General features: G+C 61.7%; 20 protein-coding genes. All 20 read left to right on the top strand.

Annotation, left to right across the window (positions count from 1 at the left end):
- Positions 1-6: 6 nt before the first annotated feature.
- The 20 genes from FFM53_RS26475 to FFM53_RS26380 all read left to right on the top strand — a co-directional run bounded on the left by FFM53_RS26475 (position 7) and on the right by FFM53_RS26380 (position 22,012).
- Entirely contained in the window at positions 7-1,068 is a 1,062-nt protein-coding gene (locus FFM53_RS26475; RefSeq protein WP_138388820.1) for a YeiH family protein, read from the top strand.
- A 100-nt stretch (positions 1,069-1,168) separates the two neighbouring features.
- The gene (locus FFM53_RS26470; RefSeq protein ID WP_138388821.1) at positions 1,169-2,719 is read left to right on the top strand and encodes an acyl CoA:acetate/3-ketoacid CoA transferase; all 1,551 of its coding nucleotides are present in this window, start codon (positions 1,169-1,171) and stop codon (positions 2,717-2,719) included.
- Positions 2,716-3,522 carry an SDR family NAD(P)-dependent oxidoreductase gene (locus tag FFM53_RS26465; protein WP_138388822.1) on the top strand — a complete coding sequence of 269 codons (807 nt, stop codon included), beginning with the start codon at positions 2,716-2,718 and terminating at the stop codon, positions 3,520-3,522. The genes FFM53_RS26470 and FFM53_RS26465 overlap by 4 nt, the downstream gene beginning before the upstream one ends.
- Complete coding sequence (locus FFM53_RS26460; RefSeq protein ID WP_138388823.1) at positions 3,519-4,370, top strand: MaoC family dehydratase; 852 nt, start codon at positions 3,519-3,521, stop codon at positions 4,368-4,370. The genes FFM53_RS26465 and FFM53_RS26460 overlap by 4 nt, the downstream gene beginning before the upstream one ends.
- Complete coding sequence (gene hutC / locus FFM53_RS26455; RefSeq protein ID WP_138388824.1) at positions 4,367-5,134, top strand: histidine utilization transcriptional repressor HutC; 768 nt, start codon at positions 4,367-4,369, stop codon at positions 5,132-5,134. Before FFM53_RS26460 ends, hutC begins: the two co-directional genes overlap by 4 nt.
- A complete protein-coding gene (locus tag FFM53_RS26450) occupies positions 5,131-6,636 on the top strand; it encodes an HAL/PAL/TAL family ammonia-lyase (protein WP_138388825.1) in 1,506 nt (501 codons plus the stop codon). Before hutC ends, FFM53_RS26450 begins: the two co-directional genes overlap by 4 nt.
- Before the next feature lie 114 nt (positions 6,637-6,750).
- Positions 6,751-7,638 (top strand): glycine betaine ABC transporter substrate-binding protein, encoded by an 888-nt coding sequence (locus FFM53_RS26445; RefSeq protein ID WP_138388826.1) that lies wholly within the window; start codon positions 6,751-6,753, stop codon positions 7,636-7,638.
- A gap of 118 nt (positions 7,639-7,756) precedes the next feature.
- Positions 7,757-8,761 (top strand): ornithine cyclodeaminase family protein, encoded by a 1,005-nt coding sequence (locus FFM53_RS26440; RefSeq protein WP_138388827.1) that lies wholly within the window; start codon positions 7,757-7,759, stop codon positions 8,759-8,761.
- A 6-nt stretch (positions 8,762-8,767) separates the two neighbouring features.
- Entirely contained in the window at positions 8,768-9,586 is an 819-nt protein-coding gene (locus tag FFM53_RS26435; RefSeq protein WP_138388828.1) for a phosphate/phosphite/phosphonate ABC transporter substrate-binding protein, read from the top strand.
- A gap of 37 nt (positions 9,587-9,623) precedes the next feature.
- Positions 9,624-10,256, top strand: coding sequence for an ABC transporter permease (locus FFM53_RS26430; protein WP_065283107.1), 633 nt, complete (start codon positions 9,624-9,626; stop codon positions 10,254-10,256).
- A complete protein-coding gene (locus tag FFM53_RS26425) occupies positions 10,253-10,888 on the top strand; it encodes an ABC transporter permease (protein WP_138388829.1) in 636 nt (211 codons plus the stop codon). The genes FFM53_RS26430 and FFM53_RS26425 overlap by 4 nt, the downstream gene beginning before the upstream one ends.
- 22 nt (positions 10,889-10,910) lie before the next feature.
- A complete protein-coding gene (locus FFM53_RS26420) occupies positions 10,911-11,852 on the top strand; it encodes an ABC transporter ATP-binding protein (RefSeq protein ID WP_138388830.1) in 942 nt (313 codons plus the stop codon).
- 367 nt (positions 11,853-12,219) lie between these two features.
- Positions 12,220-13,248, top strand: a complete 1,029-nt coding sequence (locus FFM53_RS26415; RefSeq protein WP_138388831.1) for a substrate-binding domain-containing protein — start codon at positions 12,220-12,222, stop codon at positions 13,246-13,248.
- Positions 13,249-13,316: 68 nt separating this feature from the next.
- Positions 13,317-14,855 (top strand): sugar ABC transporter ATP-binding protein, encoded by a 1,539-nt coding sequence (locus tag FFM53_RS26410; protein WP_138388997.1) that lies wholly within the window; start codon positions 13,317-13,319, stop codon positions 14,853-14,855.
- A 28-nt stretch (positions 14,856-14,883) separates the two neighbouring features.
- On the top strand, positions 14,884-15,876 hold the full coding sequence (locus FFM53_RS26405) for an ABC transporter permease (protein ID WP_018480686.1): 993 nt from the start codon (positions 14,884-14,886) through the stop codon (positions 15,874-15,876).
- 1 nt (position 15,877) lies between these two features.
- Positions 15,878-16,882 (top strand): sugar-binding transcriptional regulator, encoded by a 1,005-nt coding sequence (locus FFM53_RS26400; protein WP_018480685.1) that lies wholly within the window; start codon positions 15,878-15,880, stop codon positions 16,880-16,882.
- Positions 16,879-17,874, top strand: a complete 996-nt coding sequence (locus tag FFM53_RS26395; protein ID WP_138388832.1) for an aldo/keto reductase — start codon at positions 16,879-16,881, stop codon at positions 17,872-17,874. The genes FFM53_RS26400 and FFM53_RS26395 overlap by 4 nt, the downstream gene beginning before the upstream one ends.
- Before the next feature lie 12 nt (positions 17,875-17,886).
- Positions 17,887-19,635 (top strand): glycerol-3-phosphate dehydrogenase/oxidase, encoded by a 1,749-nt coding sequence (locus FFM53_RS26390; RefSeq protein ID WP_138388833.1) that lies wholly within the window; start codon positions 17,887-17,889, stop codon positions 19,633-19,635.
- Positions 19,608-20,450 (top strand): class I fructose-bisphosphate aldolase, encoded by an 843-nt coding sequence (locus FFM53_RS26385; RefSeq protein ID WP_138388834.1) that lies wholly within the window; start codon positions 19,608-19,610, stop codon positions 20,448-20,450. Before FFM53_RS26390 ends, FFM53_RS26385 begins: the two co-directional genes overlap by 28 nt.
- Positions 20,451-20,482: 32 nt before the next feature.
- Positions 20,483-22,012 (top strand): FGGY-family carbohydrate kinase, encoded by a 1,530-nt coding sequence (locus FFM53_RS26380; protein ID WP_138388835.1) that lies wholly within the window; start codon positions 20,483-20,485, stop codon positions 22,010-22,012.
- The last annotated feature ends 2 nt before the right edge of the window (positions 22,013-22,014 follow it).

Here is a 22,014-nt window from a genome sequence, read left to right as displayed (position 1 = left end):
AATTGAGTGTGGGAGACTACGGTCCTCCGCAAGGTCCTGCCGATGCTCGTTTCCGCCTCACGTTTCCTGTCGCTTCCTGCCGTCCTGCCGGGACTCGTCCTGTGTGCGGCAGTCACGCTCTCTGCCTATTTCGTTGAACAGCTGCAGATGATGGTTTTCGGCTCGCATTGGATCGAGAGCCTCGTGCTCGCCATTCTGATCGGCATTGCCGTGCGCTCCTCGGTCTGCTTGCCGCAGACCTTCATTCCCGGCATCCAATTCGCCGCTAAGACACTGCTCGAGATTGCGGTCGTGTTGCTCGGCGCCTCGCTCAGCACGGCTGCCATCAGGCAGGCCGGACTGCCGCTTGTCGGTGGAATTGCCGTTCTGGTTGCTCTGTCTTTGGTCGGCAGCTTTGTTATCGGGCGGCTCTTCGGGCTGTCGGCCAGCCTGGCGACGTTGGTTGCTTGCGGCAACTCGATCTGCGGCAATTCTGCAATTGCCGCCGCAGCGCCGGTGATCGGCGCCAAACCCGACGATATCGCGGCCTCGATAGCCTTTACCGCACTGCTCGGCATCGGTGCAGTGCTGACGCTGCCGCTTCTTCACCTGCTCTTTGGTCTCAGCGCTGTACAATATGGCGTTTTCGCAGGAGTGACAGCCTATGCCGTCCCGCAGGTCTTGGCGGCCACGGCCTCTGCCGGAGCTGTCAGCACCCAGGTGGGCACGCTCGTCAAGCTGATCCGCGTGATGATGCTCGGACCCGTCATCCTCGTGCTCGGCGCAGTTCATGGCCGCCGTCCTGGCGGTTCGCCGGTCAATCTCCGCCATGTTCTCCCATGGTTCATCCTCGGTTTTGCAGCCATGGCGACGCTTCGTTCCCTCGACGCTATCCCGGCGCCGCTGCTGCCCGGGATGGCGACTGTCTCCGCCGCCTTCACCGTCACCGCAATGGCCGCTTTGGGCCTCTCCGTCGATGTCAGATCCGTCGCTCATACCGGCGGTCGTGTCCTCGCAGCGGCTGCGCTGTCGCTGCTGGCGTTGGGGGCTCTCGGGCTTTGCCTGATCGGGCTGCTGAATATCGTCTGATCGAGGTGATATGCCCAAAATACTTGCAAAGATTCCGGTTGCCTTCCAAACGATCAGCGGCTAGCCTGTATATACAGGTCAGACGGAAGCAAAGATCGTCATGCGGGTCATCTCTTCACAGCAAGCTGCGGATCTTCTCGAAGACGGGATGACTGTCGCTGCTTCCGGTTTTGGAGGATGCTGCCATCCCGAGGCCATCACGGCCGCTGTCGAGGAGCGTTTCCTCGCCTCTGGAAAACCCCGCAACCTGACGCTTCTGTTTGCTGCCAGCACGGGCGATCGTCAGACGCGTGGCATGGGGCACTTCGGTTACGAAGGCCTGGTCGCCTGCGTGATTGCAGGGGGATGGCGCGGAACGCCGCGCCTTGGAAAGCTTGCGATCGAGGAAAAGATCGAAGCGCATTGCTGGCCGCAGGGCGTCATCGCGCAGCTCTATCGGGCGATTGCCGCCGGTCAGCCTGGGGTGGTCACCCATATCGGGCTCGGCTCTTTCATGGATCCGCTTCATGGCGGCGGCCGCATGAATGCGACGACGCCGCGTCCCCTTGTCGAGCGTGTGTCGTTGCGCGGCAAGGAATGGCTGCTTTATCCGTCGATGCCGCTCGACTGCGTGCTCTTGCGCGGAACGACGGCCGACGAAGACGGTAACATCACCCTCGAGGATGAGGCCTTCCCGCTCGACGTGCTCGCCATGGCGCAGGCGGGCCGAAACTCCGGTGGCATCGTCGTCGTGCAGGTCAAGCGGATTGCCGAGCGCGGCTCGCTGCAGCCCAATGACGTTCGTATCCCGGCGGCGTTGGTCGATTATGTGGTCGTCTGCGAGGATCCGGCCCAGCACGGCATCAGTTTCGCCGAGACGGACAATATCGCCTATACCGGACGCGTCCGGATGGCGGCGAGCCGCCTGCAGCCGGCGCCGCTGTCGGTCGATAAGATTATTCAGCGACGTGCCTTCCTGGAACTGGCGCCGCTGAACCGCCCGACGATCAATCTCGGCATCGGCATTGCCGCCGGGATCGGCCGCATCGCCAGCGAAGAGGGATTCGACGATTATACGGTGACGATCGAATCCGGCGTCATCGGCGGCGTGCCGGCCGAGGAGCTGTCCTTCGGCGCCGCCGTCAATCCGACTGCCATCGTCCCACAGGCATCGCAGTTTGACTTTTACGACGGCGGCGGCCTGGATATCGCCTTCCTCGGCATGGCAGAGGTGGATCGGCATGGGGCGGTCAATGTCAGCCGCTTCAATAATTCCATCGTCGGGGTCGGTGGATTCACCAATATCTCGCAGACGGCCAAGCATGTTGTCTATCTCGGCGCGTTTTCGGCTGGCGGCGCGCAAATTGCGGTTGCCGACGGCAGGCTCGACATCATCAGGGACGGCCGCCTTTGCAAGATCGTCGAGGCTGTCGACCAGATCAGTTCGAGCCCGGCCTTTGCGCCGGAGGGACAGTCACAGCTCGTCGTCACCGAGCGGGCGGTTTTTCGGGTGATCGGCGGATGCTTGACGCTGACGGAGTTTGCCCCCGGCATCGATCTTGCCGCCGATGTTCTCGACCGCCTGCCGAAGGGCATCGCGGTGTCGGACCAGCTGAAGCAGATGGATGCGCGCCTGTTTTCGACCCATGCCATGAAGGGCTTTGCCCCATGAAAATCGATGGAGCCGCCATCATCGTCACGGGCTCGGCAACGGGCGTCGGGGCTGCATGCGTGAAGCAATTCGCCGAGGGCGGCGCCCGGGTGGTCATCAACTACAGCCGCAGCAAAAAAGAGGCCGATGAGACCGGCGATATCTGCCGCAGTCTGGGCGCAGAGGTCGAGATCGTCCAGGCCGACGTTGCCGACGACGCGGCTTGCCGTAGGATGGTCGCGGTTGCCGTCAATCGATGGGGGCGGCTCGACGCCCTGGTGAACAATGCCGCAATGACGGTCAAATCCGATCCTTTCGATCTGGAGACATTATCGGGCGAAGATTTTCAGAACGTTTTCGGCGTCAACGTCATCGGCGCTTATCAGATGTGCCGGGCGGCGGTGCCGGCGATGCGGGACAGCGGTGGAGGTGCGATCGTCAATGTCTCATCCAACGTTGCCTTTACCGGCGGCGGCAGCTCGCTTGCCTATACGGCCTCCAAGGGCGCGCTCAATGCGCTGACTTTGGCTTTGGCCCGCACCTGCGGTCCCGATATCCGCGTGAACGCGGTTTGTCCCGGCATCATCGATACGCGCTGGATGCGCGACACGCTCGGGCCGGATGCCTATGGAGCCATTGCCAAGCGATTTTCGGAAACCGCGCCGCTCGGTCGGGTTGCGACACCGGAAGACGTTGCCGGCGCGATTGTCTGGCTTGTTCAGGGGGCAGACTTCGTCACCGGCGAATTGCTTTCCGTTGACGGCGGCATCCGCCTGTCCGGTGGCGTTCGCAAACCCGTAGCATCCGGGGGAGCCGCTTCGTGACGCTATCGGCCCAATCCATCCTCGATTTTCCGGTGCCGCAGGCAACACATGTGGTCACCGCAAGGGATGCCATCCTTTACGCCCTGTCGGTTGGCTACGGCACCAACGCGCTCGACGAAAAAGCATTGAACTACGTCTATGAACGCGATCTCGTGACCGTGCCGACCCTTGCCAATATCGTGGCGCATCCGGGGCCATGGATGAAGGACACAGGCGTCGACTGGGCGCGTCTGGTGCATTCCGAACATCGCCTGACGATCCATCGGCCGGTCCCCCTCGATGTGCCGCTCGTCTCCCGCTCGCGCGTCCTGTCGGTGATCGACCGCGGCGTTGAGAAAGGAATGTTCGTCAGCTTCGAGCGCTTGATCGCAACCGTGGACGGTAATGAGCCGATCGCGACCATCGTCCAGACGAATGCGTGCCGCGGTGACGGTGGATGCGGCTCGGCAGGATCTGCGCCCGAACCGTTGCCGAAAGTCCCGGACAGAGAGCCGGACCTTGAATTCAATATCGACATCCCTGACAACGCCGCACTGCTCTATCGCCTGAACGGCGATCTCAATCCGCTGCACGTCGACCCGCAGGCAGCCGGCAAAAGCGGCTTTGACCGGCCGATCCTGCATGGGCTCTGCAGCTTCGGTTATGCGGGCTACGCCATTGTCGCTGCTATCGATCCAGGCATGGCCAGCGGCTTGACCGCCATCGCGGCGCGTTTCAGCGCGCCGATCTTTCCCGGCGAAACGATCACCGTGCAGATGTGGCGGAATGATGCCGAGATTCGCTTCCGAGGCCTCGTTGCTTGTCGCGGCGCGACCATCCTCGACAATGGCATGGCGAGGTTGTCATGACGAAAGCGGTCAAACCGGCCGCCGGCGAGGCGCGCCATTATATCAGGATCAAGGAGCAGATCCTGGCCGAGATCGCCGAGGGCAAGCTGCAGCCGGGAGACCGGGTATCCTCTGAGAGCGAATTGGTGGCGGCATTCGGCGTCAGCCGCATGACGGCGAACCGGGCGCTGAGGGAGTTGATGTTCGAGGGTGTTCTCAAGCGATCCGCCGGGATCGGAACATTCGTTTCGCCAAAGCACCTCGATGTCGATCTGCTTCAAATCCGCAACATAGCCGACGAAATACTGGAACGGGGTCACAAGCATCAGGCAGCTGTCGTCGCGGCCGGCTTGATGAAGGCGGATGCCAATGTTGCCGATGCGCTCGAACTCATCCTCGGCGCGGAAGTGATGCATTCGCTGATCGTGCACATGGAAAACGACCGGCCCATTCAGGTCGAGGAACGCTACGTCAATCCCCTGGTCGCGCCCGACTATCTCTCGACTGATTTCCGCAGCATGACGCCGCACGAATATCTGACGAAGGTGGCTCCGATAACGGCGTTCGAACATATCGTCCAGGCCGTCAAGCCGGATACGACGATACGCAAATATCTTGGCCTCAGGAATGATCACCCTTGCCTGCGCGTCTTTCGAAGAACCTGGTCAGGCGAGGCCGTCGTGACCTGCGCGCTGTTATACTATCCCGGCGCGCAATATCGGCTGGAAGCACGGTCCACCAAGGGACCCTCCAGGCCCGTCGCCATTCTCGGAGAGAAACTGTGAGCGCCACCCATTCTCCATCGATCACCTTCAGCGCGACGCCGCCGACGATCGAGGACATCGCAGCAATTGCCCGTCGCCACGCCAGGATCGAAATCTCCGCCGAGGTCGAGGCCCGGATTGTGGCCGCGCGCGCCGTCGTCGATCGCTATACCGAAAAGGATCTGCCGGTTTATGGCCTGACGACGGGACTGGGAGCAGGGATCGATACACGACTTGCAACGGAAGACCTGGTGGCGTTCCAGATGCGCGTGCCGCAAGCCCGCTCGGTCGGCGTCGGAGAACCGCTTGCCCAGGAATTCGTGCGGGCGATGATGGCGGTCAGGGCCGCCGGCATGGCGGCGGGCGGTTCCGGCGTTTCGCTGAAAGTCTTCCACGGTCTGATTGCCGCCATCAACGCAGGTGTGCATCCTGTCGTCCCCTCATTGGGCTCGATCGGTGCGGCGGATTTGGCGCCGCTTGCCCATATGAGCCGGGGCCTTCTGGGCTTCGGTGAGATCGAGCTTGGCGGCGAAGTGCTGCCGGCCGCCATCGCCCTTGAAAGGGCCGGCCTGAAGCCTCTCGAATTCGCGCCGAAGGACGGGCATGCGCTTGTTGTGGCCAACAGCCTCTCCATCGGCCTCGCCTGCTTGACGCTTGTGGATATCGAGCAGCTCTTCGATTGGTCCCTGAAGGCGATTGCCGTTAATTTCGAAGCGTTTCGCGCCAATGTCAGTGCCTTCGACGACCGCGCTCTGGCTGCAAGACCGGCCTTTGGGCAGCGCCGCGTCGCGGCTCAGCTGATGGAGCTTCTTTCGGGCAGCTCCTTGCTTGCCGCCGATGCAGCAAGGCGTCTCCAGGATCCTTTGAGCTATCGCTGCACACCGCAGGTCTGGGGCGCGTTGAGGCATGCGATCGATGAGGCAAGGCAGGCGACCGACATTGAGCTCGTCAGTTCCAGCGACAATCCTGTCGTGATCGCATCCGAAGGCGTCATTCTTTCACACGGCAATTTTGACATGACCGCGTTTGTGCTCGCCTGGGAAAGGCTGGGGCAGGCGATGGCACATTGTGCGGCAGGCACCGCCTATCGGATCATGAAAATCATGTCGCCTGCTATGTCCGACCTGCCACGCTTTCTGACCCCGATGGGCCAGAGCCGTACCGGTTTTGCGACCGTGCAAAAGACCGTCTCGGCCATGGAGGCCGAAATCCGCCATCTGGCCATGCCGGTTTCGCTTTCGCCCATTCCTGTCGCCGATGGCGTCGAAGACCAGGCATCGATGGCTCCGAGTGTTTTGGCAAAGGCGCAGGCAATCGTCGAGCGCCTGCGCTATCTGGTCGCCATCGAACTGATCGCATCGGTACAGGCCGTCGAACTCAGAGGCGTCTCGGGCGAATTGGGCAAGGGATCGGCGCAAGCCTATGCTTTCGTGCGCACCCACGTCCCGGCGCTTGAAGAGGATCGCGCGCAAGGGCCGGATTTTGCGACGATTGCCGCATTGATCGGGCTCGGCCCGCAATAAGCCGGTTCGCCACTGCCCCGGCAAGAAGGGCAGGGTGCCGACCGGTCATGCCGACGGTTATTCCGGGGAATGCCGTCGGTTCGTTCATTGAAAAGTCAACAAGAGGGAATGACTATGAAAAATTGGACAAAAGGCATCTTTGCAGCCGGCATCATGACAGCCGCCATGTTCCAGTCTGCATCCGCGGAGACCATCAAGGTCGGCAGCAAGAATTTCACCGAGCAGTTCATCCTCGCCGAAATGTACGCCGCCGTTTTGGAAAATGCCGGCATCACCGTCGAGCGCAAGATCAACCTCGGCGGCACGCTGATTGCTCACCAGGCATTGGTAGCCGGCGAGATCGATCTCTATCCGGAATATACCGGGACGGCGCTGGCTTCTGTCGTCAAGGGTGAGATGTCGACCGATGCCGAGAAGGTCTACACGCAGGTCAAGGATTTCTACGCCAAGCAGTTCAACCTCACCTGGCTGAAGCCGAGCGGCATCAACAATGGCTATGTCATCGTGGTCCGGCAGGAAACGGCGCAGGCCAACAATCTGAAAAGCCTGTCGGATCTCGCCAAGGTTTCCAAGACCCTGGTCTTCGGCGGCGGCGCTGAATTTCCGGACCGCGCCGATGGCCTGCCCGGCCTGAAGCGTGTCTACGACGCCGAGTTCAAGGAGTTCAAGCAGTTTGCCAAGCTTGGCCTTCGTTATGATGCGCTGGAACAAAAGGACATTGACGTCGCCAATGGCGCCGCGACCGACTGGCAGATCGGCTCGAAGAACCTCGTGCCGTTGGCAGACGACAAGGGTCTGTTTCCGCCCTACTACGTGGCCCCGGTTGTCCGCCAGGACGTGCTGAAGGCCAATCCGAAGGTTGCCGAACTGCTGGAAGCCGTCGGCACCCATCTCGATAACGAGAAAATGCGCGTCCTCAATGCCAAGGTCGAGACCGATCACGAGGAAGCCAAGGACGTGGCGGTTGAATTCCTCAAGGAAAACGGCCTGCTGCCGAAATGATTGTCACGCCCGCGGCCGGGTATCGATCCGGCCGCGATCTGGTGTGGCGATCTTCTTACGGTGTTTGTTCGAAAATCCGTCCGTTCAGCAGCCGGACAGGAATGTGGAGAAGCGGGAAATGCAGGAAATCTGGATCGATTATCTCAACGCCCTCGATGCCAAGGCGCTGGCGCTGACGAATGACGAGATTCTCGATGCGGTGTCGAAAGCGCTGGATGCGCAGGGCAGGGGCGAAACCGTCATCGAGCCGCGTGTTCATCTTGTGCCGGAGAGCTCCGACAAAGGCCATTTCAACGTGCTTCGCGGTTATGTCAAAGCGCTGAACTATGCCGGCGTCAAAGTCGTCGGCGATTTCGTCGACAACTATAAGGTCGATCTGCCCTCGGAGCTTGCGGTCCTCAACCTGTTCGACCCGAACACGGGCGTGCCAAAGGCCATCATCGACGCAACTGCTATCACCGACATGCGCACCGGCGCCGTGACCGCCCTTGGCGCAAAGTATCTCGCCCGCAAGGACAGCAAGATTCTCGGCCATATCGGTGCTCGCGGAACCTCTTACTGGAATGTCCGGCTTCTCGACCATCTCTTCGATTTCGATGAAATCCGCGTACACTCACGCCGCCCGGAAAGCCGCGATGCCTTCGCAAGGCGTCTCGAGGCAGATATCGGCAAGAAGATCATCGTCACCGACAATTGGCAGGATTGCCTCAAGGGCGCCGATATCATGGTCGAGGCCAGCCGCCTGCCGGAACCGGCGCCGCTGTTCAAGACGGAATGGGTGAAGAAAGGGGCCTTCGTCGTGCCCTATGGCACGATGAGCGCGCTTGAATTCGATCTCACCGATATCATGGACAAGGTCGTCGTCGACGATTGGGGACAATGCGGCCCCGGCAAGCCGTTCGGAGCACTTCGCCGTCACGTCGACGAGGGCAAGGTGACGGCCGAGAACCTGCATGCCGAAATCGGCCAGATCGTCTGCGGCATGAAACCCGGCCGCGAGAGCGACGAGGAGACGATCCTGTTCTGGCATCGCGGCCTCAGCACGACCGACGTGGCGCTCGGCGCCGCCATGGTGGAGAAGGCCAGGGAGATGAATATCGGCCAGCGCCTGCGGTTCGCCTAAATAGCCATGGTCATATCCAAGCCAATCGCCTGTTCGAGAATGTACAATCTCAGTCCGCGCATTCGCGGCCTGTGGGACGCGCTGTTTGCGCTGGTCAGCCTACGTTCCGGCGTCGAGCTGGAGATCATCGCTCATGCCGCACCAGCACCCTTGTCGGCGTTATGGGCGAGGCCGGACATGGGAGCGGTCTTCATGTGTGGCTATCCGTTTTCGCGCATGCCTGAGGGCCTAAGACCGGCTGCCCTTGCTGCACCCGTCTCGAGCGAAGCATGGTCTTTGGACCAGCCGTTCTATGCCAGCCACATCCTCGTCGCCTCCACCGGGCCGGTGAACGCGGTGGCGGATCTCGCTGCGGCACGCTGGGGCTGGACCGTGCGCGATTCCCAATCGGGCTACCACGCGGCGCGCTCCTACCTTGCCGGCCGATTTGCGGGCACGATGAAGCAGAGCACGACGGTCGGACCACTGCTCAATCCCTCAGGCATCGTCGCAGCCCTCAAGGATGGTAGGATCGATGCGGGCGCGATCGACGCTTATGCCTTTCAATTGTTGTCGATGCACGAACGCGACGCGATCGATGGCCTTCGCATTCTGGCGACGACTGATCCGCTTCCTGCGCCGCTGTTGGTTGCCGCGCAAACATTACCCGCGGACATCGCCACAGCGTTACAGCGGAGCCTCGTGACGTTGCATGAAACGCCTGAGGGAGCGGCGGCTTTGGAACGGCTCGGCCTCAGGCGATTTTCGTCGGTCGCTCCGTCGGCCTACGATGTCCTGCCGCAGAGAGCCGACGACGCCGATCGCAGATTGGGGATCTCATGGTAGACAGGCGAACGAGCGCCCGGACGCGGAGGTCTCGACAATGAAATGGGTCCCTAAACACCTCGACCGGCTATTCGAAGCGCTGTTGGAGCACCTGTATCTCGTTTTTTCCTCGGTCGGCATTGCCCTGGTGATCTCGCTGATCGTCGGGATATGGGCGGCAAGGCGGCCGCGGAGCTTTGCGGTTATCATCATCTTCACCGGTATCCTGTTCGCCGTGCCGAGCCTGGCGCTGTTTGCGCTTCTCATTCCTGTCATGGGGATTGGGGCGGCACCCGCCATTACCGGTCTTGCCGCCTACTCGCTGATGATCCTGATCCGCAATATCGGCATGGGGTTTCAGGCAATTCCGCGTGACATACTCGAAGCTGCCGATGGCATGGGCTACGGCACCGCGCGCCGGATCTGGGAAGTCGAGCTGCCGCTGGCGATGCCCTATATCGTCGGCGGTATCCGCATTGCCATGGTGACGGTCATCGGCATCGCGACCGTTGCCGCCTATATCAATGCCGGCGGGCTCGGCGTCATCATTTTCGAAGGGATCGACCAGCGGTTTCCCGAAAAGATCATCGCGGGCGGGCTGCTGACGTCATTTCTGGCGCTCTTTGCCGACTACTGTTTTGCATCGTTCGAAAAGCTGCTGCGCCGGCGCAGTGGAGGTAAAGCAGCATGATCGCTATCGATGCATTCAGCTGGATCTTCAACAACTCCGGTACCTTCTTCAACGCTTTCAATCGCCATCTTCTGATGTGCGTCCTATCGCTCGGCATCGCTTTCGTCATTGCCGTGCCACTCGGATTTGCCGTTGCACGGGCACCTCGTGCCGCCTTTGCAGTGGTCAATATTGCCGGCGCCTTGCGCTCCATACCGAGCCTTGCAATCCTGTCGGCGGCGATGCCGTTTCTCGGCATCGGATTGTTGCCGTCGGTGGTCGCCCTCATCGTCCTTGCCGTGCCGCCGCTGCTGTTGAGCACGATCATCGGCATCCGCGAGATCGACGCCTCGGTGATCGATGCGGCCGACGGAATGGGCATGAGCGCGGGTCAGATGCTGTGGGAGATCGAACTTCCTCTGGCCGTTCCGTCGATTCTGTCGGGCGTCAGGACGAGTGCCATCCAGGTCATCGGCGGGGCGGCGCTGGCCTCCTTCATCGGCGGCGGCGGGCTTGGCGATTTCATCAATGCCGGCATTGCGATCATGAACATGCCGCGCCTTCTCGTCGGAGCGGTCCCGATCGCGTTGCTCGCGATCTTTGCGGAACTGGCGTTCGGCGCACTGGAGCGCGTCTTCACTCAACGGCGCTAAGCGGCCGAAAGCGGATATCAGGATGATTCATCTCGACCATGTTACGAAGAATTACGGCGGAAGCGGCTCGCATGCGGTCGACAATCTCGATCTTCTGATCGAGACCGGTACGACGGTTGCCCTGATCGGCCCTTCAGGCTGCGGCAAGACCACGACCATGCGCATGATCAATCAGTTGGAAACACCCACGACGGGACGTGTGCTGGTCGATGGCAGAGATATCGCCCGGGTCGATCAGAAAGAGCTGCGCCGCAGCATCGGCTATGTCATCCAGCAAGTCGGTCTGTTTCCGCATATGTCGATCGCGCGCAATGTCGCGACCGTGCCGCGGCTTCTCGGTTGGGAAAAGGCGCGCAGTGATCGCCGGGTCGACGAACTGTTGGATCTCGTGGGGCTTGATCCGGCCATCATGCGGCAGCGCCTGCCACACGAATTGTCGGGCGGGCAGCGTCAGCGCGTCGGTTTCGCGCGTGCGCTCGCCGCCGACCCTGCCATTATGCTGATGGACGAACCATTCGGCGCGATCGATCCGATCACCCGCGTTCGGCTTCAGGACGAATTCCGCGATATTCTCAGGAAGGTGAAGAAGACCGTCGTCATCGTCACCCATGATCTCGATGAGGCGATCAAGATGGGTGATCGCATCGCCATCATGCGGGATGGCCGCCTTCTTCAATATGATACCCCGCAGGAAATCCTCGCTCGTCCCGTCAATGAATTCGTCGAGAGTTTCCTCGGCCCCGACCGAGCCATAAAAAGGCTGAGCTTGATTGCCGTATCGATGATCATGACCGCGCCGGAACCGTCGAACGGCGATGCCGAGATCGACGCTGACGCCACGGTTCACGACGCCTTGGCGCTTATCCTCTCCGGTGAGATGCCGGGTCTGCACGTTAGAGCCGCGAATGGGACGCTTGCGGGATATTTGTCTCGTGACACCTTGTTGCGCGCCAATCGGCTGTAGAGCATCCAGCAAAGTGCGCAGCGGTCTTGCGCCCGAAATTGCACAAAACCAAAAAAGATAAAGCGTTTCCATGGCGCGGGGAAAGCGGAAGTGCTCCGGCTGGGTCGTTTGCGGAGCAGGACGACATCGCCAGTCGCTATGACGACCGGTATTAACCTTTGAGCGCTTGCAGGCAGGCATCGACCGCCACACGAGTGGATAGTGTTGAAATATATTTCATAGCATGAATTATATTGACAGCGCTCTGCCGTTGCGATTATCTGCCCATACCGGACTTCGAGGAGGAACTCCGGTCTTCAATGGATCATCGGCAGCTGCTGAGGCGCCGCCGGATATTTGGGAGGGGCTTCGGCCTCGAGGAGGAAACTTGCGCAAATTTCTAAGCACGACCGCATTGGCGGTCCTCGCATCGACGCTTTATGCCGGCATGGCCAGCGCGGACACGGAAAATCCGTTCCGCTGCAAGCCCGGTGAAAAATACGTCATGAACGTCATGGTATCGGGCGTCGAATATTGGTTCCCGGTCTATGAAATGTTCAAGCAGGCCGGTCAGCAGCTCGGTTGCGAGACTGCCTATACCGGCACGCCGGAATATGACGTCAACAAGCAGATCGCCACTTTCGACCAGGCGCTGGCCCAGAACCCGGCCGGTATTCTCGTTCACCCGATGAACTCCGACCCGTTCATCGAGCCGATCAACCGGGCGATCGACCAGGGCACGGCGGTCGTGACCTTCGCAGCCGATGCGCCGCTCTCCAAGCGCATCTCGTTCGTCACCTCGGACAATACCCGCGAAGGCACCTATGCGGCCGACGCGATTGCCGAAAAGATGGGTGGCAAGGGTGAATATGCCGTTCTGGAAAATCCGGGCCAGGACAACCACGACAAGCGTATCGCCGCCTTCATCGCCCGTATGGAGGAAAAATATCCTGATATGAAGCTGGTCGGCCGCGCTGCGTCCAACCAGGACCCGAACAAGGCCTATCAGGGCCTGATGAGCCTGGTGCAGGCACATCCGAACATTGGCGCCGTCTTCATGCCGGAAGCGAATTCGGCCATCGGCGCTTCGCAGGCCAACAAGGAAAGCGGCGGCAAGATCCTCGTGATGTGCGCCGACGTCAACGCCAACATCCTCGACATGATCAAGGCGGGCGAAGTGTTCGGCTCGATCAACCCCAACCAGGGCATGCAGGGTTACATGGGCTTCATGCTCCTGTGGCTTGCCAAGCATCCAGAACTCATCGACCCGATGAACGACGCCAAGCGCGTTGGCTTCAACCCGATGAGCATTCCGTTCGTCGACAACGGCCTGTCTATCGTCACGGCAGCCAATGCCGACGATTTCTACTGGGACAAGTATCTGAAGCGGCGGGGCACCAAAGGCATCGAGGAATAGACCTTTGTGCTGGCTGTCCGGGGCACGAAGCTCCGGACAGCCACCGCAAGCGTGAGGAGGAGACGATGATGGCGTCGGTGCCGGTTCTGGAAATCCGCAATGTCAGCAAGCACTTCGGTGCGGTGAAGGCGTTGACGGAGGTGAGCTTCAGCTTGGAAAAAGGCGAGGTTCATGCGCTTTGCGGCGAAAACGGCGCGGGCAAATCGACGCTGATGAACATCATTGCCGGCGTGTTGCAGCCGACCGAGGGCGACGTTCTCGTCGATGGCGCGCCGGTAAAGGTGACGTCGCCGGCCGTGGCGCAATCGCTGGGGCTTGGCCTCGTGCATCAGGAAATCGCGCTCTGCCCCGATGCGACGGTGGCCGAGAACATGTTCATGGCGGCGACCAACCGCCGCCGCTCGCCTTTCATGAACTATGGCCGGCTGGAGCGGGATGCGCAGGTCGTGATGAACCGTCTGGCGCCGATCGACGTGCGCCGCAAAGTCGGCGACCTGTCGATCTCCAGCCAGCAGCTTGTCGAGATCGCCAAGGCACTGACGCTCGATTGTCGGGTGCTGATTTTCGACGAACCGACGGCGGCATTGACGGAATCGGAGACGCAGATCCTCTTCGGAATCATCCGCGACCTCAAGGCGCAAGGTATTTCGATCATCTATATCAGCCACCGCATGGCCGAAATCTTCAGCCTCTGCGACCGGGTCACCGTGTTTCGCGATGGCCGTTATGTCTCGACGGAGAAAGTGGCGGACGTGACGCCGGATGATGTGGTGCGCCGCATGGTCGGACGCGAGATCACCCAGCTCTATCCGGAAAAGCAGGCGCCGACGGAGCGGACCGACGAGATCATTCTGAGCGTCCGCGATCTCGGCGACGGCAGCCGCTTCACGGATGTGAGCTTTGACCTGCGCAAGGGTGAAATTCTCGGCGTCGGCGGGCTGATCGGCTCGGGCCGCACCGAGATAGCCGAAGGTATTTGCGGATTGCGGCCGGTAACCGGCGGCGAGGTGCAACTGCATGGAGAGCGGCTGCGGGCGCGCTCTTATGCGCAGGCCGCGCAGACGGGCGTCGTCTATCTGTCGGAAGACCGGAAAGGCTCCGGCATTTTCCTCGATCTTTCCATTGCCCAGAACATTGCCGTTCTCGATTTGAAATCGCTGACCGGACCACTGGGACTGTTGAATTCCAAGGCCGAGGCGGATCGTGCCCACAACCTGGTCCGGCGGCTCGGCGTGCGGATGGGTGGCATCGACATGCCGGTTTCGTCGCTGTCGGGGGGAAACCAGCAGAAGGTGGCGATTGCCAAGCAACTGGCGGTCGATCCCAAGGTCATCCTGATGGACGAGCCGACCCGCGGCATCGATGTCGGCGCCAAATCGGAAATCCACCGGCTGCTGCGCGATCTCGCGCGCTCCGGCATCGGCATCGTCGTCATCTCGTCGGAACTGCCGGAGCTTCTCGGTCTGTGCGACCGGGTGCTGGTCATCCACGAAGGCACCGTTGCAGGCGAGGTCGAGGGCGAGGCGATGACGGAGGAAGCGATCATGCGGCTCGCCTCGGGGATCGGCGGCCACAACAATTCAAAGGCATCAGAGCATGCCGCGTAGGGAAAAAGCAGGGGCAGGAGACAGGGTCATGGCGGACGCTACATTGGCAACGGCACATCAGGCGCGCGCGCCCGGCTGGAAACGGTTGGGGACGATGCGCGAGGCGGGACTGATCGCGATCATCCTGGCGCTCTGCATTGTCATGAGTTTTGCCTCGCCGCATTTTCTGACGCTCGGCAACTTCCGGGCGATGCTGATGTCGTTTTCGGTGGAAGGGATCGTCGTCGTCGGCATGACCATCCTGTTGATCGTCGGCGGCATCGACCTGTCGGTCGGCTCGGTGGTCTGCTTCTCGATGGTGCTGTCGGGTTCACTGTTCCTGATGGGGCTCGATCCGTGGAGCGCATCCCTGATCGGGATCATTGCCAGCGGTCTGATCGGCTGTGTCATGGGCTTCTTCGTCACGGTTGTCGGGCTCAACCACTTCATCACCTCGCTTGCGGCGATGGTCATCGTGCGTGGTATCTGCCTGATCATCACCAAGGGCACGCCACTGTCGCTGTTTACCTTGCCGCCCTCGTTCAAGGCGGTCGGGCAGGGCACGTTCTATGGCGTCCCCTATGTGATCCTAATTTTTGTTGCGGTCGTCGTGCTGTTCGATTTCCTGCTGCGCCGGGCAACCGCCTTCCGCAAGGTGTTCTACACCGGCAGCAACGAAAAGGCGGCGCTCTATTCCGGTATCAAGACCAACCAGGTAAAGTTCTGGGTGACGGTGCTCTGCGCCACGCTGTCCGGCGTTGCCGGGGTGATCTATATGTCCCGCTTCGGCGCCGCGACCCCGACCTTTGGTGTTGGCATGGAGCTCAACATCATCGCGGCGGCGGTGATCGGTGGTGCGTCGCTGAATGGCGGCTCCGGCACGATCCTTGGGGCTATTCTCGGTATTGCCCTGCTGTCGGTCGTAACAAGCTCGTTGATCTTGCTTGACGTGTCCGTCTATTGGCAAGACATGATCAAAGGCTGCATTCTGCTTGCCGCCGTCTCGATCGACCATTTCCTGCACAAGCGGAAGGCTGCCTGATATGCCGATAGCCAAGCTCAAACCCGCAAATGCGCCGCGCGAGGAAATCGTCATCGCCCGGCAGATGCACCAGGCCCTGGTCCTACATTTCCTCGAGGGACTGACACAGGCGCAGATAGCCGATCAGCTCGGCATCTCGCACGCCACCGTCAATCGCCTGATCAAGCGCGGCCGCCAGCTCGGCCTGGTCGAGATCAAGATCAAGTCGCCGGTCGAGCCGCTGGTCGATATGGAAGAACGGCTACAAGCGCTTGGCGGCATCGGCCGCGCCGTGGTGGTGCCGACAGTGTCCGACAATCCGCAGACGGCGCTTCAAGCCGTCGGCGAGGCAGCAGCAAGGTTGCTGCTGGAAGAGATCACCGACGGCGATACGATCTGCATCACCGGCGGCAAAGGGGTGAGCGCCGTCGTGGCCGGTCTGCAGCCGCCGCGTCGGTTCAATGTCGAGGTCATTCCGGCAACCGGCTGCGTGCAAGGTAAACACTATACCGATGTCAACCATGTCTCGACCTTGATGGCTGACCGGCTTGGGGGGCGTTCCTACCAGATCCATGCGCCCCTCTTTGCCGATGATGCCGAGCAGCGGGCGATGCTGATCAACATGCGTTCCGTTGCAGACGTTTTCAAACGGGCGCGCGAGGCGAAAGTGGCGGTGGTCGGCATCGGCTCGATCCTCTCGGACGATTCGAGCTATTACGACCTGCATCCGTCCTCGAGCACCGACCGCGCCGCGATCGAGCGCTCCGGCGCCTCCTGCGAATTGCTGGCGCATCTGCTCGATGATCATGGCCAGGTCTGCGATTACAGCCTCAACCGTTCGCTGGTGTCCCTGACTCTGCCGGAATTCGCCTCGATCCCCACCAAGATCGGTGTGGCGAGCGGGCCGAACAAGGCAGGGCCGATCCTCAGCGTTCTGCGCGGCAATCATCTCGATACGCTGGTGACCGATGAGGCGACGGGTGCCCGCGTGCTGGCACTGGCGAATGGCGAAGGAAAATGGGCATGAGCGGACAGCAATTGACACGTGAGATCGGCAAATCGGGCGTTTCCGCTTCGGCGGTGGGACTCGGCACCTGGGCGATCGGCGGCTGGATGTGGGGCGGGACCGATGAGGCCGAATCCATCGCCGCGATCCAGGCATCGCTCGATGCCGGCGTGACGCTGATCGATACGGCACCGGCCTATGGGCTTGGACGTTCCGAGGAGATCGTCGGCAGGGCGTTGACCGGGCGACGCGACAAGGCTGTCATCGCCACCAAATGCGGCCTTGTCTGGCATACGCAGAAGGGCCGTCATTTCTTCGAACAGGACGGCAAGCCGGTGCACCGTTATCTCGGCCGCGACGCGATCCTGCATGAGGTCGAGGAAAGCCTGAGGCGGCTCGGAACCGACTATATCGACCTCTACATCACCCATTGGCAGGACCCGACGACCCCGATTGAGGAAACGATGCGGGCGCTGGAAGACCTGCGCATATCGGGCAAGATCCGGGCGATCGGCGCAAGCAATGTCAGCCCCGACGACCTTAATGCCTATATCGCTGCCGGTGGTCTCGATGCGATCCAGGAGCGGTTCAGCATGATCGACCGGGAGATCGAGGCGGAGCTTCTGCCGCTGACCGAGGCCAACAGCATTGCGACGCTGAGCTACTCGTCGCTGGCGTTAGGATTGCTGTCCGGCACCATCGGTCCTGACCGTGTGTTTTCCGGCGACGATCAGCGCAAGGGCAATCCGCGCTTTTCAGTCGGCAACCGCCAGAAGGCGACGGCGCTGGCCGACGCCATCCAACCGATCGCCGAAAAACACGGCGCCAGCATCGCCCAGATCGTGATTGCCTGGACGCTGGCGCAGCCGGGCGTCACCTTTGCACTTTGCGGGGCGCGCAATCCGGCACAGGCGCTCGACAATGCACGGGCCGGGACCATCCGGCTGGATGCGGTCGATCTTGCCGCCATCGATACGGCCATAGCGGCGAAACTGACTGACATGGACAGGTAGCGGATCGCCATCATGAAACGGCAAGAGATATTGGACGGGCTCCGCCAGAGCCCGAAGGTGGACGTCTGCGTCATCGGCGGCGGCATCAACGGCATCAGCGTCTTTCGCGAGCTGTCGCTGCAGGGACTGAACGTGCTGCTCGTCGAGAAACACGACTATTGCTCCGGGGCCAGCTCGGCGCTGTCGCGCATGGTGCATGGCGGGCTTCGCTATCTTGAAAACGGCGAATTCAAGCTGGTGCAGGAATCCCTGGTCGAGCGGGACCGGCTGCTGCGCAACGCGCCGCATTACGTCGCGCCGCTGCCGACGACGGTGCCGGTGTTCGATATATTTTCCGGCCTTGGCAATGGCATCGTCCGCTTCCTGGGCCTCAGCCGCCGCCCGAGCCGGCGTGGCGCCGTTGCCATCAAGGCGGGCCTGAGCATCTATGATTTCCTGACGCGCAAGCGAGCATTGATGCCGCGCCACCAGTTTCGCGGCCGGCGCACGACGCTTGCCAAGTGGCCGGCGCTCAATCCCGACATCAAGAGTTCCGCCACCTATTTCGACGCCTGGGTCAGCCACCCGGAGCGGGTGGGCATCGAGCTTCTGCAGGACGGTCTTTCAGCAAAGTTTGGGGCGATGGCACTGAACTATGCGGAACTGCGTCGGACAGAGGATGGCCAATATCGTGTCGAAGACCAGATCGGCGGCGCGTCGGTTACCGTCGAACCGGCGCTGATCGTCAACGCCACCGGCGGCTGGATCGACATCGCCAATCAGACTCTGCTTTCGCCAGAAGCGCGGCCGTCACCGCTGATGGGCGGCACCAAGGGCTCGCATCTGATCATCGACAATGCCGACCTGCGCGACGCGCTCGCTGATCATATGATCTACTATGAGAACGAAGACGGGCGGATCTGCATCCTCTTTCCCTATCTCGGCAAGGTTCTCGTGGGTTCCACCGATATCCGCGTCGATGATCCGGAAACGGTGCGCTGCGAGGCGGACGAGCGGGATTATATCCTGCAGTCGCTCGCCTTCGTGCTGCCTGATATTGCCATCCGGCCGGAACAGATCGTTTTCCAGTTTTCCGGCGTGCGGCCGCTGCCGGCCAGCACCGACAGTTTTACCGGGCGCATTCCGCGCGATCATTTCTGCACGGTCGTAGAACCGACGGATGGTGGCCCACCGGTTCTGTGCATGATCGGCGGCAAGTGGACGACATTCCGGTCCTTCGGGGAACTGGCGGCCGACATGGCGCTGGAAAGGCTAGGCAGGCAGCGCCGTATTACGACAACCGATCGGCCGATCGGCGGCGGGCAGGCATTTCCCACCAACGCGCCTGTCTGGCTAACGCAGGTGGCGGCCAGCAAAGGCCTTTCCATCCAGCGCATGGCTGAGCTGTTTGCTCGATATGGCACGGATGCCGAGGCGGTTGCCGGTTTCATCGCGGCGGGCACCGATGCGGTGCTGCCGCACGCCGGCTACTCGGTGCGCGAATTGCAGTTCCTGATCCGCGGTGAAGCGGTGGAACATCTCGACGACCTGCTTTTACGGCGCACGACGCTTGCCGTTTCGGGCGAGCTTACGCTCGACATGATGGATGCCGCGCTCGACCTGCTGGCGCAGGAAAAGCACTGGACGCTCGCGCATCACGCCCGTGAGCGCGATCGTTTTCTCACCCTTCTTACCGAACGCCACGGCGTCGACGAAGATATGCTTTCGGCAAGGAACGAACCAAGGAGCACAGAATGCGACACAACAGCAAAGTCCGGATGAACCGGCTGTTCGGCGGCGGCCGCTGCCTCGACGTGGCGATCGATCACGGCGTCTGCAACGAACCGTCCTTCCTCAACGGGCTGGAGGATATTCAGGCCGTCGTCAAGGTGCTGGTTTCTGCCGGGCCGGATGCGATCCAGATGAACTACGGCCAGGCGGACCTGCTGCAGGAGGTGCCCGGCAAGGACAAGCCGTCGCTGGTCATGCGCATCGACATGGGCAATCCCTATAACCGGATCCGCCACCGCGACATGTGGGCGGTGCTGCAGAACGAGGCCGAGCCGTTGATCGGCGCGATCGAAATGGATGCGGCCTGCGTCGTCGTCAACCTGTTCATGCTGCCGGACGAGCCAGACCTGTTCCGCCAATGCGTGCAGAACATTTCCCGCGTGCGGGCCGATTGCGACAAGTATGGCATGCCCCTGATGATCGAGCCGCTGGTGATGCAGCCGGTCACCGAAAAGGGTGGCTACATGGTCGATGGCGATGCCGACAAGATCGTTACGCTGACGCGGCTCGCCCGTGAGATGGGTGCGGATATCGTCAAGGCGGATCCGACCACCAATGCCGAGGATTTCCACAGAGTGGTGGAAGCAGCCCGTTGCCCGGTTCTGGTGCGCGGCGGCGGCAAGGAAGATCTTCGCGCCGTCTTCGACAAATCCGCAGCCTTGATGCGGCAAGGCGCAATGGGCATGGTCTATGGGCGCAACATCTATCAGCACGCCAATCCGAGTGCCGTGGTGCGCGGGCTGATGGCGATCGTGCACGAGGATGCGAGCGGCGAACAGGCCTTTGCGCTCTACCAGCAGGGCTGAGCAGCGATTTCGAATCTGGGGAGGGGTTCTGCATGGGAAACTATCTTTTGGGGCTCGACGCCGGAAACACCGTCATCAAGGCGGTGATTTTCGACCGCGCGGGTAACGAGATCGCGGCTGCGTCCGAAGAGGGACACAGCCGCATGCCAAGCCCGGGGCATGTCGAGCGGGGGCTGGACGAATTATGGGCGAATGCACGGCAGGTCATTCGCGCCTGCATCGAAAAGGCAGAGATCAAGCCGGAGGAAATCGCCGCGATCGGTTGCGCCGGGCACGGCAACGGTCTCTATGCGCTTGATCGCGACGGCGCTCCGCTCATCGGCATCCAGTCGCTCGACACGCGGGCGGCCGGGCTGGTCGACGAATGGCGAGAGGCCGGCGTTGGAGACCGGACCTATCCCATTGCCCGCCAGCGCCCGTGGCCATCCCAGACGCCGACATTGCTTGCCTGGTTGAAGCGTCACCGGCCGGAACTGTTCAATCGCATCGGCACGGTGTTCTTCTCCAAAGATTTCGTCGTCAACCGTCTGACAGGCCGCCGCGTCAGCGAGGTGTCCGACATGTCGGGGGCCGGCCTGCTCGATCTTGCCGCGCGCCGCTACGACAAGGCACTGATGGAAGCCTATGGACTGGGCGATTGCATGGACCTCTTGCCGCCGCTCATCGAAAGCGCCGACATTGCCGGTACGGTAACGGAAGAGGTCGCGACGCAAACCGGGCTCGCCGCCGGTACGCCTGTGGTCGGCGGGCTGTTCGACGTCGTCGCCTCGGCGCTCGGCTCGGGCGTTTCGCGCACCGGCAGCGCCTCTATCATTGCCGGCACATGGAGCATCAACCAGGTCGTTATAGACAGTCCCGACCTCGACGGGCCGGTCTTCATGTCCTCGACCTTCGATCGCAGCCGCTACATGGCGATGGAGAACAGCGCCACCTCGGCTGCCAATCTCGAATGGCTGGTGAGGGAGTTCTTCGAAGGCGAGCATGCGGAAGGCGTTTCGCCCTTCGATGCCTGCTGCGCGCTGGCCGGGGCGATCGAGCCCGCGGCAGACGACCCGCTCTATCATCCCTATCTCTATGGCGCCCAGCAGGACGGTCACGCACGCGCCGGCTTCTACGGCATTGCCGGCTGGCACACCAAGGGGCATCTCGTTCGCGCGCTTCTCGAAGGTGTCGCATTCGGTCATCGCCAGCACATCGAGACGATCCGAAAGGCGGGCGCGGTGTTCAACGAAGCGGTGCTGTCCGGCGGCGGCTCGCGCAGCCTGATCTGGCCGCAGATCTTCGCCGATGTGCTCGGCGTTCCGGTCAGCGTTACCCGCTCGCGCGAAACCGGTGCCCTGGGAGCGGCGATTGCGGCTGGAACCGGCGTCGGCGTCTTCGCTGATTTCGGCGCTGGTGCTGCGGCCATGGTCCGCACCGAGCGGCATTATCGTCCGGATGTCTCGCTTGAGGTGCATTACGCGCGACGCTACGCTCTCTATCAGGATATCGCCGAAGCAATGGCACCGCTCTGGCGGCGTCTGACGGCGGTCCCGCCGGCGGCAGCGGGGGCGGCGGCGTGAAC

The organism is Rhizobium indicum (genome assembly GCF_005862305.2).
Taxonomy (GTDB): Bacteria; Pseudomonadota; Alphaproteobacteria; order Rhizobiales; family Rhizobiaceae; genus Rhizobium; species Rhizobium indicum.
Note: the sequence above shows the minus strand (reverse complement) of the source record. Positions and strands in the feature narration are given on the sequence as shown.

What these genes read in the sequence shown, in the direction of transcription:
- FFM53_RS26430 (WP_065283107.1), top strand. Translation starts at nt 9,624, where the DNA reads ATGAAATGGGTCCCTAAACACCTCGACCGGCTATTCGAAGCGCTGTTG.
- FFM53_RS26420 (WP_138388830.1), top strand. Translation starts at nt 10,911, where the DNA reads ATGATTCATCTCGACCATGTTACGAAGAATTACGGCGGAAGCGGCTCG.
- FFM53_RS26435 (WP_138388828.1), top strand. Translation starts at nt 8,768, where the DNA reads ATGGTCATATCCAAGCCAATCGCCTGTTCGAGAATGTACAATCTCAGT.
- FFM53_RS26400 (WP_018480685.1), top strand. Translation starts at nt 15,878, where the DNA reads ATGCCGATAGCCAAGCTCAAACCCGCAAATGCGCCGCGCGAGGAAATC.
- FFM53_RS26380 (WP_138388835.1), top strand. Translation starts at nt 20,483, where the DNA reads ATGGGAAACTATCTTTTGGGGCTCGACGCCGGAAACACCGTCATCAAG.
- FFM53_RS26390 (WP_138388833.1), top strand. Translation starts at nt 17,887, where the DNA reads ATGAAACGGCAAGAGATATTGGACGGGCTCCGCCAGAGCCCGAAGGTG.
- hutC (WP_138388824.1), top strand. Translation starts at nt 4,367, where the DNA reads ATGACGAAAGCGGTCAAACCGGCCGCCGGCGAGGCGCGCCATTATATC.
- FFM53_RS26470 (WP_138388821.1), top strand. Translation starts at nt 1,169, where the DNA reads ATGCGGGTCATCTCTTCACAGCAAGCTGCGGATCTTCTCGAAGACGGG.
- FFM53_RS26445 (WP_138388826.1), top strand. Translation starts at nt 6,751, where the DNA reads ATGAAAAATTGGACAAAAGGCATCTTTGCAGCCGGCATCATGACAGCC.
- FFM53_RS26465 (WP_138388822.1), top strand. Translation starts at nt 2,716, where the DNA reads ATGAAAATCGATGGAGCCGCCATCATCGTCACGGGCTCGGCAACGGGC.
- FFM53_RS26410 (WP_138388997.1), top strand. Translation starts at nt 13,317, where the DNA reads ATGGCGTCGGTGCCGGTTCTGGAAATCCGCAATGTCAGCAAGCACTTC.
- FFM53_RS26425 (WP_138388829.1), top strand. Translation starts at nt 10,253, where the DNA reads ATGATCGCTATCGATGCATTCAGCTGGATCTTCAACAACTCCGGTACC.
- FFM53_RS26405 (WP_018480686.1), top strand. Translation starts at nt 14,884, where the DNA reads ATGGCGGACGCTACATTGGCAACGGCACATCAGGCGCGCGCGCCCGGC.
- FFM53_RS26440 (WP_138388827.1), top strand. Translation starts at nt 7,757, where the DNA reads ATGCAGGAAATCTGGATCGATTATCTCAACGCCCTCGATGCCAAGGCG.
- FFM53_RS26395 (WP_138388832.1), top strand. Translation starts at nt 16,879, where the DNA reads ATGAGCGGACAGCAATTGACACGTGAGATCGGCAAATCGGGCGTTTCC.
- FFM53_RS26385 (WP_138388834.1), top strand. Translation starts at nt 19,608, where the DNA reads ATGCGACACAACAGCAAAGTCCGGATGAACCGGCTGTTCGGCGGCGGC.